Consider the following 17184-nt stretch of genomic DNA (forward strand, 5'->3'; position numbering starts at 1 on the left):
CGACCACCACGACCGCACCTGCTAACGCGGCGAGGTCGAGTGTAACACCCGCAGGACGGCTTGTCGCGCATTGCAACCTAACCAAAAGTTAGGGCGGGCCGAACCGCAGGTCCAGCCCGGCCCGCTGCAGCGCGGCAGGCCATTGCGGGCCTGTCAGGCAGGCCATTTCCACCTGCCGCGCGCCGACCACGGGGTCGAGCGTGGCCAGTTCATCGTCGGGCAGGGCGGGATGCACCATCAGCAATCCGCCATCGCCCATACGCGCCAGAAAGCGTGGCAGCAGGCGTGGGAAATCCCCCCGGAAACCATGGATGCCGGAAAAGCCGCGATTGACGGTCAGGCCCGCGGTGCGCGCATCCTCCGCCATGCCCCGCGCCAGGGCGGCAATGAACAGCGCCTTGCCCGCTGCCACCCCACGCGCGACGATGCGCCCCGCCCCCTCATGACAATCGCGGACCCAGACGCCGCCGGCCGGATAGCGCCGGGCCACCGCCGCCAGGACCAGGGGGCGAATGCCGGGCAGAAGATGCACATGTTGATGCCCGTCGACGAAATGCGGCGGACGGCCCATCGCGGCCTCGAAACCGTCCAGCTGCCGGTCGATCTCCGCCGCCAGTTCGGCCTGCATCGCCGGCGCGTGCAGTCTGCCGGCATGCGACAGCAGCAGCCAGCGGCCCAGCGCCGGAAAGCGCCCGTCCGGGCACAGGACCGGCATCGGCCCCAGCGGCATCAGCGACCCCGTCAGGGTGAGATGCAGGCCGGTCTGGAACCCGTCCGGCATGTCCCGCAGACCGGCCGCGTCGTGCCGCCAGCGCGGGCTGGGCACCATGGCCCCCGTGCCCGACAGCCGCCGACGCCGGCCCAGGTCCAGGATGGCCGCCGTCACCCCAGCCGACAGGGCGTAATCGTCGGCGATGACCAGGACCGACGGGGCCATGACCGCCGCTTATGCCGCAGGCGCGCGGGTAAGCTGCAGGAACACGTCCTCCAGGTCGCTTTCCACCATGGACAGGTCCTTCACGGCCAGTCCCGCCGCGGCCATGGCCCCCAGCAGGTCGGCGACGCGGGTCTCGCTGGGCTTGTAATGGACGACCAGCCGGCGCGGGGTCTCCAGCTTCGCGTCGAAGGCGGCGAACGCGGGGGGCACGGTGGCCAGGTCGGCATCCAGCGTGACCACCATCTCCTTGCTGTCCAGCCGGCCCAGCAGGTTCTCCGTCGACTCGCACGCCACCACCTGGCCGTGGTTGACGATGGCGATGGTGTCGCAAAGCTCCTGCGCCTCTTCCAGGTAATGGGTGGTCAGCACGATGGTGGTGCCGGCCCGGTTCAGTTCGCGCACATGGGCCCACAGGCTCTGCCGCAATTCCACATCCACGCCGGCCGTCGGCTCGTCCAGCACCAGGACGGGCGGGGCATGCACCATGGCCTTGGCCACCATCAGGCGGCGGCGCATGCCACCGGACAGGGTGCGGGCATAGGCGTTGGCCTTGTCCTTCAGGCCCACGGCCTCCAGCAGGGCGTCGGTCTGCCGCTCTGCCTTGGGCACACCATAAAGGCCGGCCTGCAGGTCCAGGATCTCCCGCGGGGTGAAGAACGGATCCAGGTTCAGTTCCTGCGGCACGATGCCGATGGCGGCGCGGGCCGAGCGGGCATGCTCATCGATATCGATACCCCAGATGCTGGCCTTGCCGCTGGTCTTGTTCACCAATCCGGCCAGGATGTTGATGAAGGTGCTCTTGCCGGCGCCGTTGGGCCCCAGCAGGCCATAGATCGACCCCCGCGGGATCGACAGGGTGATACCCTTCAACGCCTCCTTCGGCGGGGCCTTGGCAGTGCCGGCATAGGTTTTGCGCAGGTCGGTGACGGCGATGGCGGCGGCCGGTGCGCTGTCGGTGGCGGTGCCGGCGGACCGGCTCAGGCTGTCGGGCATTGTGACCATGTTCCGGACGGTGGGGCGACGGGCGTCGCTGCATACCCCCTGGCCTACACCCGCAACAACCGCCGGTCAATTTGCCGAACGGCAGGGGCGGCCGCCGGCCTTGCGCAAACCGGCGGCCGGAGTATGATGCGCCGCACCCGCCGAACCCGGATTTTCCCCGGATTCCCTTCAAGACCATTCCCAAGGAACAGATGACCATGCAGCCGGCCGAGACCATCTATATCGACGAAGACACCGTCGGCTGCGATGGCGGCGGCGGGGCGCTGGGTCATCCGCTGGTCTATCTGACGCTGGCCCCGCGGGGGGAGATCGACTGCCCCTATTGCGGCCGCCACTATGTACAGACGGCGGCCGGAAAGGCGGCCGGCGGCGGCCACGGCCACTGATCTCCTCGCCTGCCCCCCGGCTTTCGGTTCAACCCCTTTCGGTTCAACCCGATGCGACCGACAGCATCGGGCCCGGGTGGATGATGTAGCGGGCGGTCTGTGCCGTGCGCTCATAGGCGCGGGCGAAAAAGCAGCGATGCAGGCCGGCGGCCGGCGCCACCACCCCCTGGGGTGGCATGAAGTCGGCTGCCATGGGCTCCCGTCCCGTCGGCACCAGGGCGATGCCATCGAAACCGCCGCTGGCCGCGCGCAGGCAATCCGGCGGCAGGGGGCGGCCCGATACCAGCGTGACGGGCATCGGAGCCGCCAGCAGCGCCGCCCTTTCGGCAAAAAGCTGTACCAGCACCACCCCCTCGACCCCCAGGGCCGCACCGAAGCCGGCATGGGTCCATCGGGCGTCCAGCAGGTTTTCCCGGTGCCCCGGTGACTGCATCAGATTGTCCAGCGCCAGCCGGCCGGCCCTTTCCGGCTGCGCCGCGTCGAACAGGTTGCTGCCATAGAGATTCTCTCCGTTCACGCCCACCAGCGTGCGGTGCAGCAGGCCGATCCGGTCCATGGCGTGCCGCCCGCCCGCGTCGGCATGGGCGAAAGGCGCGCCGGCGGCCAGTTGCGCGGCGTAATGGCGGGCGATCCAGGCCAGGTCCATGTCGGACGCCAGGGGCGCCGCCCCCTCCCCCAGCCGCAGCGCCGACGCCCCCTCCAGACAGGCCCGCTCCATGCGGGGCAGCGGCATGTCGTCGCGCCGCCATGCCCCCTGGGCCTGCGCGGCCCGCCGGAACACCTGATGGGCCGCAGCATAGTCGGCGAATCCATCCAATGGTATGGCATTGTCCGCCAAAGGGTCGCGCACGGAATCGTAGGCTCGCGATGCCGACGCACCCGCCGCCCCGGCCGGGAGCAGCAGTCCCAGCCCCCCCAGCAGCACGGTCCGGCGGGCGATGCATGCCGTTCGGACATAACCATCTGGATGTATGACAAGCAGGGCGCCTTGACCTATTCTTGAAGCGGGTTGCATCCCGAATCACACCCGATATAGTAGCCTAAGGTTGTTTTACACCGACTTATTGTGAACAACAGGTTAACAGCATAGCGTGCCGCCGCTCGTCGCGCCAACCCTTCTGTCTGCCGATATCATGCCGACCAGCCACCATCCCGCCGATCTCCACCACCCTTCCGGCCTGCGTTTGCCGGTGACGCGACTGCCCTTCGTCGGGGAGCGCGTTGATGGGCGTTTCGGGTATTGGGTGCTGCCCGACATGCCGGAGGGGCAGGATCTGCGCTTCCAGGGCCGCACCTATGCCGCCTGGTTCCTGTTGTACGAGGAAGCCAATGGTGCTGTCGCCGCCGTCGACCTGATGGACCGGATCGAACGGGAGATGCCGTCGCGCTATCCGGCCGTCGATCGCGCCTTTCTGCAGGAACTGAACAGCCGGCGGGCCCGTTCCTCCGCCGCCTGATCCCGGTGCCCCCCGGCGGCCCCTCCCCTACCCAGTCCTGCCCCCATCCGGATTCCCTTCTCCGGGTTCCCTTCCCCGCACACAACAATCCGGCAGCGTCGCCCTTTTGCAGGTGCGAAACGCCATCTGCGTGTGCCACATGCATGTCTTTTCCCTGAAATGTAAAAGTTTGTCCCCTATCGCAACCAGTTACCATCGCGTAACAATTGGGGGGTTGGAGCTTGGGCGTCGGGCGTCTAGTTCCTGAAAGGCACGCTGGCCGGCACTGTTCCGGCTTCGGGGCGTCCGGGCTTGACCGGATGGTGGCCAGCGACATTTAACGGATGGTATCTTTCCGCGTGCGGCGGCACAGGAAGGATCCAGGAAGCAACAAACAGGGTCGGCATGTCCCCGGATGCCGGCCGCCATAACATGCGGATGGATCATGCGCCTGCCCCTTCAGATCGCCACCGCCGTCGCCATCGTCGCCATCGCCGGCGGCGTCTGGTATGCGACGGGCAGGAGCGACAATGGCACCGCCGCCACCCAGCAGGCAGCACGCCCCGTTTCCGTCATCGGCAAGACGGTGGGCCGGGGCGACATTCCGGTCGTCTTCGACGCCGTCGGATCGCTGCGTGCGGCGGAGGCTGTGACCATCACCGCCAAGACGGCCGGCCTTGTCCGGTCGATCAACTTCTCCGAGGGGCAATTGGTTCAGGCGGGCCATGTGCTGGTGGAACTGGATGACCGGGAGGTACGGGCCAATCTGGCCGGCGCGGAGGCCGACCGGCGCAACGCCGCGCAGTTGCTGGAACGCGCCCGTGCCCTGCTTGTCCGCCAGAACGTGTCCCAGGCCCGCGTCGACGAGTTGAGCCAGCAATTGCAGAGCGCCGACGCGGTCGTGCGCGCCACGCAGGCCCGCCTTCAGGACCTGACCATCCGGGCCCCCTTCACGGGCTACACGGGCCTGCGTCAGGTCAGCCCCGGCGCCCTGGTCCGTCCGGCCGACGTGGTGACGACGCTGGACGACACGCGCACCCTGAAGCTGGAATTCACCGTGCCTGAACTGGCGCTGCGCGACCTGCGCCAGGGGATGGAGATCACGGCCATCACCAGCGTCTATCCCGACCAGCCGGCGCGCGGTCATGTCGCCGCCATCGATACGCGCGTCGACAGCGTCACCCGCACCATCGCCGCGGTAGCGGAAATCGACAATGCCGATGGCCGCCTGCGGCCCGGCATGTTCATGACGGCGCGCCTGACCCTTGAAACCCGCAGCGACGTCGTGCTGGCACCCGAAGAAGCACTGGTTCCCGTGGGCGACCGGCAGTTCGTGTTCCTGGTGGCGAACAACCGGGTCGAGCGCCGGCAGGTGACGATCGGCGCGCGGTCGCGCGGCTTTGTGGAGATCACGGCCGGCCTGACCGGCGGCGAGGTCGTGGTGACCCGCGGCATCCAGAAGGTCCGGGACGGCCAGGCGGTCCAGGTGGAAGTGGTCGGCGATGCGGCGGCGGCCGCCCAGTCGGCCGCGCGGCCGACCCTTTGATTTGTGCGGGCGGGGGTGCGCATCGCACGCCCCGCCCGACCGGCGATGAGGGCCGGGTCGTCCCATGGGCGGCACCGGCCATTGATGAATGGTGCATGCGCTTCTGGCTGCATGCTACTCTGGTGGGAAACCGGCCATGGTGATTTCCGACATCTCCATCCAGCGCCCTGTGCTGGCCTTCGTGATCAGCGCCATGCTGGTGGTTTTCGGCGTGCTGGGGTACGAGCGGCTGCCGGTCCGCGAACTGCCGAAGATCGATTATCCCATCGTCTCCATCTCCACCTCATATCCCGGCGCCAGCGCGGAGGTGATCGACAATGAGATCACCGAGCGCATCGAGGGCGTCATCAATGGCATCGAGGGCGTGAAGACCATCCGCTCCCGCTCACGCGAGGGCAGTTCGTCGGTATCGGTGGAGTTCGAGATCGACCGCGACATCGACGCCGCCAGCAATGATGTGCGCGACCGCGTGGGCCGGCTTTCCGACAATCTGCCCGAAGAGGCGGAATTGCCCGAGATCAGCAAGGTCGATGCCGACAGCAGCCCCATCATGTGGCTGTCGCTGGCATCGGACCGGATGAACCAGCTTGAGCTGACCGACTATGCCCGCCGCTATTATCTGGACGCGCTGGCCACCGTGCCGGGTGTGGCGTCGGTGCGCCTGACGGGCCGGCGCGATTTCGCCATGCGCATCTGGCTGGACCGCAACGCCATGGCCGCCCGCCAGGTGACGGTGCAGGATATCGAGGCCGCCATCCGGCGGGAGAATACCGAACTGCCCGCCGGCCGTATCGAAAGCAGCCAGCGCGAGTTCACGGTGCGCACCGACACCCGCCTGAACCGCCCCGAGCAGTTCGGCGCCATCCTGGTCCGTCAGGACGGGGCGAACTGGATCCGGCTGGGCGACGTGGCGCGGGTGGAGGTGGCCGCCCGCGACGACCGCGGCGATTTCCGCATCAATGGCGGCACCGCGGTCGGCATGGGCATCGTGCGCCAGTCGACGGCCAACACCGTGGAAGTGTCGGAAGGCGTGCGCGCCATGCTGGCGGAGTTCAACAACAACCTGCCGCCCGGCATGACGCTGGAAATCCGCCAGGACGACGCCGCCTATGTCAGCCAGTCCATCTATGAGGTGTTCCACGCCATCGCCGTGGCCGTGGGCCTGGTGGTGCTGGTGGTCTGGGCGTTCCTGCGCACCTTCCGTGCCACCATCATTCCCGTGGTGGCCATCCCCGTGTCGCTGGTGGCAGCGTTCGGCATCATGGCGGCGCTGGGCTTCTCCATCAACGTCCTGACATTGCTGGCCTTTGTGCTGGCCGTGGGGCTGGTGGTGGATGACGCGATCATCGTGGTGGAGAACATATCCCGCCGTATCGAAGAGGGGGAGCCCCCCCTGCTGGCCGCCTATCGCGGGGCACGGCAGATCGGCTTTGCGGTGCTGGCGACGACGGCCGTGCTGCTGGCCGTCATCGCACCGCTCTCCATGCTGCCGGGCGACCAGGGGCGCCTGTTCCGGGAATTCGCCGTGGCGCTGATGGCCGCCATCGGCTTTTCCTGCATCGTGGCCCTCAGCCTTTCTCCCATGCTGTCATCCAAGCTGCTGCGTCCCCACCATTCGCCGGGACGCCTCTACCGTCTGTCCGAAGCGGTGCTTGTCGGCCTGACCAACTTCTACACCCGCATCCTGCGCATGGCCCTGTCGGCGCGGTTGCTGGTGCTGCTGGTCATGGGCGGGACGATCGTGCTGACGGCGCTGATCGGTGCCACGCTGCCCAGCGAACTGGCCCCCGTGGAAGATCGCGGCACGGCCCGCATCTCCCTGACGGGACCGGAAGGGGCCAGCATGGAATACACGATGGAAGAGGTGGCGAAGGTCGAAGGATTGCTGGCCCCCTATCTGAAGTCGGGCGAACTGGACAGCGTGCTGACCATCGTCAATCCCGGCTGGGGCGGCAATGCCGGCGTCAACCGCGCCATGATGATCATCCGTACCCCGCCCTGGAACAACCGCGTGACGGACCGCAGCCTGCCGCAGATGGTGAACGAATTGCGCCCGCAATTGTCGGCCATCCCCGGATCGCGCATCGTGCCCGTGCTGCCGTCCGGCCTGGGCGGCGGCGGGGCCTCGGCCAACCAGATCCAGGTCGTGATCGGCGGCAACACGTTCGAGGAACTGGCCGACTGGCGCGACGCGCTGATCGAACGGCTGGAACAATATCCCGGCCTGACCGGCTTCACGGCCGATTACGACGAGACGAAGCCGCAGCTTTATGTCACCGTCGACCGCGACCGGGCCGCCGACCTGGGCGTGTCCGTCACGGTCATCGGCGGCACGCTGGAAAGCATGCTGGCCGAAAAGGTGGTCACGCGCTATCTGGACCGGGGCGAGGAATATGATGTCGTGGTCCGGGCGGAGGCGGAGAACCGGTCCAACCCCCGCGACCTGACCAACATCTTCGTGCGGGGCACCACGGCCGGCGGCACGGGGCAGCTGGTGCCGCTGGCCAACCTGATCCAGATCCGCGACGTGGCCGGCCCGACGGAACTGAACCGCTATAACCGGCTGCGGTCGATCACCATCACGGGCAACCTGACGGCGGGCACGGTGATGAGCGATGCCATCGCCGAGGTGCGCCAAGCCGCGGCCGAGGTGCTGCCGCCGGAGGCCCGGATCAATTTCGAGGGTGCGGCCCGCCTGCAACTGGAAGCCAGCAGCGCCATCTGGTTCGCCTTCGGCATGGCCATGCTGGTCGCCTTCCTGGTGCTGTCGGCCCAGTTCGAGAATTTCCGCCTGCCGCTGATGATCCTGGCGTCGGTGCTGCCGGCGGGGCTGGGCGGCGTGCTGGCCATCATGGTGACGGGCATGTCACTGAACACCTATACGCAGATCGGCCTGATCATGCTGATCGGCCTGCTGGCCAAGAACGCCATCATGATCGTGGAGTTCGCCAACCAGCTCCGCGAGGAGGGGCTGGAACTGATGGCCGCGGTGGAGGAGGCGGCGCGCCTGCGCCTGCGCCCCATTCTGATGACCTCCATCGCCACAGTCTTCGGCGCCATGCCGCTGGCGCTGGCCACGGGTGCCGGTGCCGAAAGCCGCATGGCCATCGGCTGGGTGATCGTGGGCGGCGTGACCGTCGGGACATTGCTGTCCCTGTTCGTCACGCCCGTGCTGTACAGCCTGTTCGCCAGCGGCGTGAAGCCCATCGGCATCGTCCGCCGCCAGTTGGAGGAGGAGGAGCGCCGCTACAAGGACCCGTCGCAGGTGCCGGCGGAGTGATGGCAGCGTCCGTCGCCGCTTGTCAGCTCATCAATGGCCGGGCACGCCCCTTCGTGAGGCCGGTGGCCAGCCCGACATTCATGTCCGGTCGAACCGCGCCGGCTTTCCGAAGAAGCGGGTGGCCAGCGCAGTGATGCGGGACGGATCGCCCGTGGTCAGGAAACTGACATCCCCCTGGCCGGGCCGGTCGAATTCCGGGTGCCGTTCCAGATAGGCCGACAGGCTTTTTGCCGTCAGGTCGGGCTGGGACAGCACCTCCACCCCCACCGGCAGGGCGTCCGTGAACAGGTCCGCCACCAGCGGATAATGGGTGCAGCCCAGCATGACCGCCTGCGGCGGCGCACTGGCCAGCCGGGTCATCAGGCCGTCGGCATACAGGCGCACGGCTTCCGCCACGCGCTGGCGCGGGGCATCGGCTTCGATCAGGGGGACAAGGGCGGGGCATGCCTGCTGCACCACGCGCACTTCCGGCGCGCGGGCCGCGATCTCCCGCGGATAGGCACCGCTATCCACCGTCCGGCTGGTGGCGAAGATGCCGACCGTGCGCGGTTCGCCCGCCTGCCGGCTGGCCGCCACATCGGCCATCCAGGGCACACCCGTCACCGCCTCCACCATGGGAACCAGCACGCCCAGCACGCGCCGGCCGGGCCAGGCCGTTTCCAGCCAGGTCTGCTGCAACCGGCGCAGCGCCACGGCGGATGCCGTATTGCAGGCCAGGATGACCAGGCCGGCCCCCCGCTCGAACAGGCGTGACACACCGGCCAGGGTCAGCCGGTAAATCTCTTCCGGCGGCCGGTCGCCATAGGGGGCGTCGGCATGATCGCCCAGATAGAGGAAATCATGCGATGGCAGGGACCGGTGCAGGGCGCGCAGCACCGTCAATCCGCCATGACCCGAATCGAACACGCCGATCATCAGGAAAACCCATTCCCAGCCATCTGCGCGCTGTTTAGCACGGGTTTGCGGCGATGGAACGGCATTTCAGCGACTTGCCAGCGGCCCTGCGCTGTGCGTAACTCCGCCTCCGTACCGTTCAATCCCCTGCCCTGGTGAGTGCTTCCGTCCATGCCCGCGCTGATCCGTCCGCTGTTCGCCCTCTCCCTGGCCCTTGCCGTCCTGCCAGGCCTGGCCCTGGCACAGGATGCCCGCCCCGCCGCCGGCCCCACCATGGGCGAAATCGCGCGGCAGGCGCAGCAGCAGCAGGCGGCGCCCGTGCCGGCATCCCCGCTGCCGCCGGCGGGCAACCTGCCCACCATGGGCGATCTGGTACGCCAGCAGGGGCAGGCCGCTGCGGCAGCCCAGGCCGAAGCGCCGGGCTGCACCCGTCCGCGCACGCCGGGCGCCCTGCCCGATGGCACCAAGGCGACGGAAGAGGATATGCGCAAGGCCCAGGTGGCCGTGAAGACCTATGTCACCGAGTCGGAGGCCTTCAACACCTGCCTGGACCGGCTGGTGAAAAGCGCGCAGAATCAGGTTACGGTCGAGGAATATCTGGCCCTGGTCCAGCAATATGACCTGACCGTCGCAGCCATGCAGATCTTCGCCGATCGGTTCAACGAGCAGCTCCGCATCTATCGCGCCAGGGCGAAGCCCTGATCCGTGCCCCAGGGCCAAGCCCTGATCTGCGCACCGGACGCCAAGCCCTGATCCGCGCCGGGGCAGGATGATGGGTTGCGTGGGGTCGGCGCGGACGGCCTACAGCCGCACGCGCAGGCCCATGAGCCATTGACGCTCCGGCCCGATATTGGTCAGCCCATCGCCCCGCCGGCCTGTCTCCACGCGCGCTCCCGCCACATTCTCCGCCGTGGCGTAGAATTCCAGGCTCTGATCGACATGCCAGGCGGCGTAGAGGTCGCCCACCGTATAGCCGTCCAGCGTGCCCTGGTTGCGGCTGTCCTCGAATTGCCGGGCGGCACTGCGGACCTGGGCGCGCAGGGTCAGGGCGGGAACCGGGTTCCAGGTCAGGTCCAGGGTGCCGGCATGGCGGGGTGACTGGCCCAGCCGGTTGCCCTCCAGCCCCGCCATGGCCCCCGCATCCGTGATCTCGCTGTCACTATGCAGATAGGCGGCGCCGAGACGCAAACTGTCCGTCACCTGCCAGCCCAGGTCCAGTTCCAGCCCCCGCACTACCACGCGATCCAGCCCCCGGCGCTGGGCCAGGCTGCCGCCGGCCGGCACGAAAACGCCCAGTTCGGCATTGTTGCCCGGCGTTGTCTGGATGACGACATTGTCCACCGCATTCCGCAGCCGGACATGGAACAGGGTAGCACTGGCGGTAAGGCCCCCGCCCGGCGTCAACCGGATCCCGGCTTCCACACCGCGCATCCGTTCCGGTTCCAATCCGGCATTCGCCTCGGTTATGTCATTGCCGACCCGGAATGGCCGATAAAGCTCGTTCAAGGTGGGCAGGCGGAAACCGGTATAGAGGGCAGCGCGCAGGCCCAGCAGGTCGCTGGCCTGCCAGTCGGCGCCGGCCCGGCCATTGGCAACGGTGCCGTCCCGTTTCGCGAACCGGTCGTCGCGCAGGATCGCCCCCGTGGCATTGTCGCGTTCGGTCCGGTGGCCGTCATTGTTGCGCCAGCCATCCAGACGGCCCCCGGCCGACAGGGTCAGACCGGGCACACCGGTCCAGGCATGTTCGATGAACAGGCCGGCCACCTGCTGTTCCCCGCCCGCCGCGCGCTCCCGCGTGTACCGGCCAGCGGAAAAGGTGAAATGCTCGCGGGTTCGCCCGTCGGTCAGGCGCAGGTCGGCGCCGATATCGGTCTCGTGCCCCGCGGCGGGCCGGAAGGAAAGCTGGAGGATGCCGCCCGTGGCCGTGGCCGGCACGTCATGCTGGTCCAACGATGGCGTTTCGCCCGTGCGCCCGGCGTTGACCCCGGAAAAGGTGCTGGCAAAGGACCAGTCACGCCAATAGGCCAGCGCCTCCCAGGTGACCGCCCCGCCATCACCGGCCAGACGCAGACTGCCTTCCAGCGCTTCGGTGGCATTGTTGGTGTAGGGCGTGCCATTCCCCCGGCTTTCCTTGAAGCCGGAAAGCTTGGCCGTGGCGGCGATGCCGCCAATCCGGGTGGCGACGACCCCGTTCACGGCATAGGCGTCGGCATCGGCGGGGATGTCGATGGGACCACGGCGGGATCTTTCGACCAGCATCACCCCATCGGTGCGAAACGCGCTTCCCGACAGACCCACATGCCAGCCGCCGGCCGACCCGCCGGCCGTGGCCCGGCCCAGCCATGTGCCATCGCCACCCCCCGCCAGTTCCATGTCCAGACCGTCGCGCTGGCGTGTTTCAATACGGATCGTGCCGGCCAGGGCGCTGTTGCCCCAGGGGCCGGCACCGCCGCCGCGCGTGATCGTGACGGTTTCCACCGACCCGGTGGGCAGCCGGGACCAGTAAACCCAGCCGCCGAACGGATCATTGACCGGCACCCCGTCCACCAGCAGCAGCGTGCGGCCGGCACCATTGGGGCCGATGCCGCGCAGCGACACGCCCTGCGCCGTGGGGTTGGCCGTGCGGGAACCGGAACGGCGGAACAGGCTGAAACCCGGTACGGCCCGCAACGCCTCATCCAGCCGCCGTTGCGGGGCGGTGGCCAGGGTGGCCGCGTCGATGATGGTGGGACCATAGACCCGTTCAAAGGCCGGCACACCGACGCGCCGGCCCGTCACGACGATCTCTGCCACCTGCGTGTCCTGCGCCCGGACCGGACCGGCCGGCCCCAGGGGCAACAGGGCCAGGGCGGCAACGGTCCACAGGAACGGGCGGGGGGCATCGCGGTGCAGGCGCATGGGGCACTATTCCTCCAAATTCTGCCCTATAGGATATAATTTACAGGGCTGAACCAGCCATAACATCTTGATGCACCGTTTGAATACCGCAAAGCACCGGGAGAATCCGATCAGATGCAGGCACGGATGCAGGCACGGCAGGGGCGCGGGGAACCGCGCCGGCCGGCTGCCCTGTTCCAGGGATAGGCCGCCGGTGCATCCGGCGGCACCTGTCCCTTGGCAGGCATCCGCCCCGGAAAAAGGAGGGAGGGACGGGCCCGCGGATGCCGATGAGGGCCGGTAACCCGGCCTTCATCGGCACAAGGGGCTCAAATCGCCGCCGTTGCCTGATGCAGCCAGTCGAGATCGGGACCTTCGACCAGCGGGGACAGTTCGGTCCGGACGCGGGCATGGTAGGTGTTGAGCCAGTCGCGCTCGTCCCCCGTCAGCATGTCGCGATCGACCATGCGGTGATCGATGGGGCACAGGGTCAGCGTCTCGAAGCCCAGCATGGGCCGGTCGGCCCCCGGAATGGCGGCGGGCACCACCAGTTCCAGGTTTTCCACCCGAATGCCATAGGCACCGGCCAGGTAATAGCCGGGCTCGTTGGACAGGATCATGCCGGGCAGCAGGGTGACGCCGTTCAACTGCTTGCCGATGCGCTGCGGCCCCTCATGCACCGACAGGTAGCTACCGATGCCATGGCCCGTGCCATGGTCGTAATCCAGCCCGTGCTGCCACAGGAACTGGCGCGCCAGACTGTCGAGCTGGCTGCCGGCCGTGCCGGCGGGGAAGCGGGCGCGGTTCAGTGCGATATGGCCCTTCAGCACCAGGGTGAAGTGCCGGCGCGCCTGTGGTCCGACATCGCCGACGGCCAGGGTGCGGGTGATGTCGGTGGTGCCGTCCAGATACTGCCCGCCGCTGTCCAGCAGGAAGACGCTGTCCTTCTCGATCCGGCGGTTGGTGGCCCGGGTCGCGCGGTAATGCACGATGGCGCCATTGGGGCCGGCCCCGCTGATCGTATCGAAGCTGGGGCCGCGGAAATCGGCGGCTCCCTGGCGGGCCTTGTGCAGCCTGTCCACCACGGTCAGTTCGTCCAGATGGCCCTTCGGCGCCTCGGCGTCGAACCAGCGCAGGAAACGGACCAGGGCGGCCCCGTCGCGGCGATGGGCGGCCCGGGCGCCCTCGATCTCCGTCTGGTTCTTCACGGCCTTGGGCAGGGTGCAGGGGTCGCCGCCGCCATCCACCCTGGCCCCGGCGCCCGACAGCCGGTCCACCACCCACAGCGCCGCATTGGCCCCGTCCAGCCGCACCTTGGCACCGGCCGCGCCCAGCGCATCCAGCGCGCTGCCCAGCTCGTCGGGCGCGCGGATGGCGACCTGGTTGCCCAGATGCGCCTCCAGCCCCGGCGCCAGCTTGCGCCGGTCCACGAACCAGTCCACCACGCCATCGGCCCGGATGGTGGCAAAGGACAAGGGCAGCGGCGTGCAGGGCACATCGGCCCCGCGCACATTCAGCAGCCAGGCGATGCTGTCCGGCTGGGTCAGCACGGCGGCGTCGGCCTTCAACCCGGCCAGCGCCGTGGCGATGTCGGCCCGCTTGTCGGCGGCGGACCGCCCGGCGGCCGACAGGGGATGGGCATTCACCACGCCCAGCGGGGCCGGCGGCTGGTCGGCCCAGACGGCATCCAGCGGATTGCCGTCGGTCGCCACCAGTTCGATGCCGGCCGGCGTCAGGCAGGATCGCATCCGGTCGGCCCAGGCACCGGTATGCAGCCACGGATCGAAGCCCAGGCGGGACCCGGAAGGCAGGTTCGCCGCCGCCCAGTCGCCGTGGAACTCCTCGATCAGGTGATGATAGCTGAACAGGCTGGCCGACACTTCCTGGCGCACCTGGATCGTGTAACGGCCATCGGCGAAGACGGCCGCCTTGTCCAGCGTCACCACCACGGCCCCGGCCGAGGCCGTGAAGCCGCTGATCCAGGCCAGCCGCGACCCGCGCAGGGGCACATATTCACCCTGATATTCATCGGCGCGCGGCACCACGAACCCGTCCAGCCCGCGGCGTTTCAGTTCGGCACGCAAGGCCGCCAGCCGGGCGCCATGGTCGCCATGGGCCGGATCGGCCGGGCGGGCCATGGTGGCGCGGAGGGCCAGCAACTGCTGCGTCGTCGCGTCCGACCGCCGGCCGGACACAAGCTCCAGCCAGGCATCGGGCGCCTCGCCATCCGGGGCGGCATTCACGCCGGCGATCAGGTCCCGGATGGCGGCCACGGACCGGTCGATCCCGTCGCCACGCAGCAGATCGGCAAGGGCGGCGTCGCCCTGGTAAATGGTGGTAGGGGTGCTGACAGACACTTTCTTGGCTCCCGCGAGCGGCTTTTTGATGCCGCCACGCTAGAGCGCCGGGCGCCGGGGTGCAAGGGGCGGGTGGGGCCGACAGCGGGCGCCGCCCGCCCCGCCGGTCAGCCCTTCAGCACCAGCGTCGACCAGTCGCCCAGGCGGAAGCGCTTGACCAGGCGCAGGCCCTGGGCGCGGTGGGCGTTGATGACCAGCGGTTCCTGATGGTGCAGCAGGCCCGACAGGATGGCCGTGCCGCCGGGCACCAGATAGCGGCGCAGATCGGGCGACATGCGGGCCAGCGGGCGGGCCAGGATGTTGGCCACGATCAGATCGAATTTGCCGTGCCGGCGCACGGCTTCGGCCGCATAGCCGTTGGCGGCATAGAGCTTCACCAGGTCCGCCACGCGGTTCAGCCGGGCATTCTCCCGCGCGATCTCGATCGACACCTCGTCGATATCGACGCCGATCACGGGCACGCGCGCCAGCTTGGCCAGGGCGAAGGCCAGGATGCCGGAGCCGCAGCCCATGTCCAGCGCGTTGGCGAACCCGCCGCGGGCCGACAATTCGGAAATGGCGCGCAGGCAGCCCTGCGTGGTCGCATGCTCGCCCGATCCGAAGGCCATCGCCGCCTCGATCTGCAGGCCCAGCTTGCCCTTGGGCACGGGCTTCTGATGGTGGCTGCCATGGATGAAGAAGCGGCCGGCCGTGATGGGCGGGAAGCTGAGATAGGTCCTGGTCACCCAATCGATGGCGGCCAGCGGCTCCACCGTCAGGTCCGGTTCCGCGATGCCGTGGGCCGCGGCCAGCACGGCCAGTTTCAACCCGATGCGCGCCTTGTCCGGCTCGTTATAGGACGTGCATTCGACCAGCCACTGGCCGCCTTCCTGCAATTCGAAGGTGGACACGGCATCGACATGGGGTTCCACCATGTCGGCAAAGACGGGAACCAGCGCCTCCGGCACCTCGAACGCAACACGCCACATCGGCTGCATGAAAACTCTCCGCCTCTTCCGAACTGTCCGCCCCCGCATCGGGCGCGGCCATTTCTAGCCGCCGCCGCCGCCCCCGACAATGACACATTGCGGCACATTGCGGCATCAGAGCCCCGCAAGACGCGAAGAAACGGCTCGGTCAGGTCCGCAGGATCGGGTTCAGCCAGCGCAGGAAGCGGCCGGTCAGCCGCAGCGGCGCGTCGGTGAAGGCGATGCAGATGCAATCCCCGTCGGCGTCGGCCACGGGGCGGTGATCGATGCTGGGGTCGGTGGCGGCGAAATCCCCGCGCAGGTAATGCCCGTCGGCATCGGAGAAGCCACCGGCCAGCACCAGGGTGAGTTCATCGCCATTATGGGTATGCCGGGGCATGCCCATGCCGGCCCGGATGCGCATCATCTTCACCGATCCGCCCCGGCAGGGCACGGCCGCCTCGTGCAGGCCGGGAATGGTCAGGCGCCAGCGGACGCGGTCCAGGTCCCCCCCAATATAGGATCGCAGCGGCTGGGGCAGCAGCGGCATCCCGGCCGGCGGCGGGCGCGGCGTGACATCGGGCATGCGGATGAGGGGCCGGGCCGGTTCATCCAGCCGGGCCAGCACGCCAGCCAGCAGGTCATCGCCTACGGCGACCTGCTCGGTCCCCTCCAGCAGGGCGCCGCCGATCTCCTCCAGCCGCGTCACCTCCGCCCGGCAATGGGGACACAGCGCCAGATGCGTGGCGACCAGAAGCGATGCCCCCTCGTTCAGGGAGCCGGCGGCATAGGCCAGCAGAAGATCCGGAGCCGGATGATGGTGGGGATGTGACCTCATGCCTGCTCCCCCAGCGTATCGCCGCTCATCGCCTTGCGCAGGCGGGCCAGCGCCAGGCGCAGCCGCGATTTCACCGTGCCCAGCGGCAGGTGCCTCTCCTGTGCGATGGCGCTGTGCGCCTTGTCCTCGAAATAAGCCATCCTCAACAATTCCGCCTGTTCGGCAGGCAGCTCCCGGATCGCCCGGTGCAGCAGCGCCGCCCTTTCCTCCACCAGCATCATTTCCATCGCACCATCCACCGGGTCCGGCACCAGGGCCGGATCGTCCGGATCGAAGGCGGGGCGCCGGTCGCGGCGCAGCCGGTCGATGCGCCGGTTGCGCGCGATGGCGAAGATCCAGGTGCTGGCCGCGGCCAGCGACGGGTCGAAATCGCCGGCCCGGCGCCAGACCGTGACCATCACGTCCTGGATCGTCTCCTCCGCCGCCCCCGCATCCATGCCGCCACGCAGGAGGAAGGATTTCAGCCGGGGTGCGAAATGATTGAACAGGGCGACGAACGCCTGCCTGTCCCGCTGCCGCGCCACGCACAGCAACAGTCCGTTCAACCGGTCAACCTCGGTGGTGTCAGCCATGTCCGCGGTCATATCCGGTGGCGGTATCCGTTGGGCGACAAGCGCAGCCCTGGCCCCGGCCTGTCTGCCGGGTCCCGCCGCGCTGAATGCCCGCCGACTATAGTGACCGCTC

General features: G+C 68.7%; 14 protein-coding genes. 5 read left to right on the plus strand and 9 right to left on the minus strand.

The genetic code is table 11. From position 1 onward, the window contains the following. Positions 1–88 precede the first annotated feature (88 nt). Both ABC728_RS13730 and ABC728_RS13735 read right to left on the minus strand, forming a co-directional pair. Positions 89–937, minus strand: a complete 849-nt coding sequence (locus ABC728_RS13730; protein WP_416618905.1) for a ChbG/HpnK family deacetylase — start codon at positions 935–937, stop codon at positions 89–91. Between the two features lie 9 nt (positions 938–946). Beyond that, on the minus strand, positions 947–1930 hold the full coding sequence (locus ABC728_RS13735; protein WP_416618906.1) for an ABC transporter ATP-binding protein: 984 nt from the start codon (positions 1928–1930) through the stop codon (positions 947–949). 200 nt (positions 1931–2130) lie between these two features. Between ABC728_RS13735 and ABC728_RS13740 the strand changes: the two genes are divergently transcribed. Next, a complete protein-coding gene (locus tag ABC728_RS13740; RefSeq protein ID WP_416618907.1) occupies positions 2131–2325 on the plus strand; it encodes a zinc-finger domain-containing protein in 195 nt (64 codons plus the stop codon). A 43-nt stretch (positions 2326–2368) separates the two neighbouring features. On the opposite strand, the gene ABC728_RS13745 is transcribed toward ABC728_RS13740, so the two are convergent. Further along, positions 2369–3175 carry a CAP domain-containing protein gene (locus ABC728_RS13745; protein WP_416618908.1) on the minus strand — a complete coding sequence of 269 codons (807 nt, stop codon included), beginning with the start codon at positions 3173–3175 and terminating at the stop codon, positions 2369–2371. A 241-nt stretch (positions 3176–3416) separates the two neighbouring features. On the opposite strand from ABC728_RS13745, the gene ABC728_RS13750 reads away from it, so the two are divergent. The 3 genes from ABC728_RS13750 to ABC728_RS13760 all read left to right on the plus strand — a co-directional run bounded on the left by ABC728_RS13750 (position 3417) and on the right by ABC728_RS13760 (position 8587). Further along, complete coding sequence (locus ABC728_RS13750) at positions 3417–3782, plus strand: hypothetical protein (RefSeq protein ID WP_416618909.1); 366 nt, start codon at positions 3417–3419, stop codon at positions 3780–3782. 424 nt (positions 3783–4206) lie between these two features. Further along, positions 4207–5307, plus strand: coding sequence for an efflux RND transporter periplasmic adaptor subunit (locus ABC728_RS13755; RefSeq protein ID WP_416618910.1), 1101 nt, complete (start codon positions 4207–4209; stop codon positions 5305–5307). A gap of 136 nt (positions 5308–5443) precedes the next feature. Next, the gene (locus tag ABC728_RS13760; RefSeq protein WP_416618911.1) at positions 5444–8587 is read left to right on the plus strand and encodes an efflux RND transporter permease subunit; all 3144 of its coding nucleotides are present in this window, start codon (positions 5444–5446) and stop codon (positions 8585–8587) included. 78 nt (positions 8588–8665) lie between these two features. Here the strand turns inward: ABC728_RS13760 and murI are convergent, their stop codons facing one another. Next, positions 8666–9502: a glutamate racemase gene (gene murI / locus ABC728_RS13765; protein ID WP_416618912.1), complete on the minus strand. Its 837-nt coding sequence runs from the start codon at positions 9500–9502 to the stop codon at positions 8666–8668. 150 nt (positions 9503–9652) lie between these two features. On the opposite strand from murI, the gene ABC728_RS13770 reads away from it, so the two are divergent. Further along, entirely contained in the window at positions 9653–10183 is a 531-nt protein-coding gene (locus ABC728_RS13770) for a hypothetical protein (protein ID WP_416618913.1), read from the plus strand. Between the two features lie 99 nt (positions 10184–10282). Here the strand turns inward: ABC728_RS13770 and ABC728_RS13775 are convergent, their stop codons facing one another. The 5 genes from ABC728_RS13775 to ABC728_RS13795 form a co-directional block, all read right to left on the minus strand. After that, the gene (locus ABC728_RS13775; RefSeq protein WP_416618914.1) at positions 10283–12379 is read right to left on the minus strand and encodes a TonB-dependent receptor plug domain-containing protein; all 2097 of its coding nucleotides are present in this window, start codon (positions 12377–12379) and stop codon (positions 10283–10285) included. 308 nt (positions 12380–12687) lie between these two features. Further along, complete coding sequence (locus ABC728_RS13780; RefSeq protein ID WP_416618915.1) at positions 12688–14715, minus strand: aminopeptidase P family protein; 2028 nt, start codon at positions 14713–14715, stop codon at positions 12688–12690. Between the two features lie 107 nt (positions 14716–14822). Continuing rightward, the gene (locus tag ABC728_RS13785) at positions 14823–15692 is read right to left on the minus strand and encodes a 50S ribosomal protein L11 methyltransferase (RefSeq protein WP_416618916.1); all 870 of its coding nucleotides are present in this window, start codon (positions 15690–15692) and stop codon (positions 14823–14825) included. 139 nt (positions 15693–15831) lie between these two features. Next, positions 15832–16500: a ChrR family anti-sigma-E factor gene (locus ABC728_RS13790; protein WP_416618917.1), complete on the minus strand. Its 669-nt coding sequence runs from the start codon at positions 16498–16500 to the stop codon at positions 15832–15834. Further along, the gene (locus ABC728_RS13795; protein WP_416618918.1) at positions 16497–17072 is read right to left on the minus strand and encodes a sigma-70 family RNA polymerase sigma factor; all 576 of its coding nucleotides are present in this window, start codon (positions 17070–17072) and stop codon (positions 16497–16499) included. Before ABC728_RS13795 ends, ABC728_RS13790 begins: the two co-directional genes overlap by 4 nt. Positions 17073–17184: the final 112 nt, after the last annotated feature.

This window comes from Niveispirillum fermenti (genome assembly GCF_052474395.1).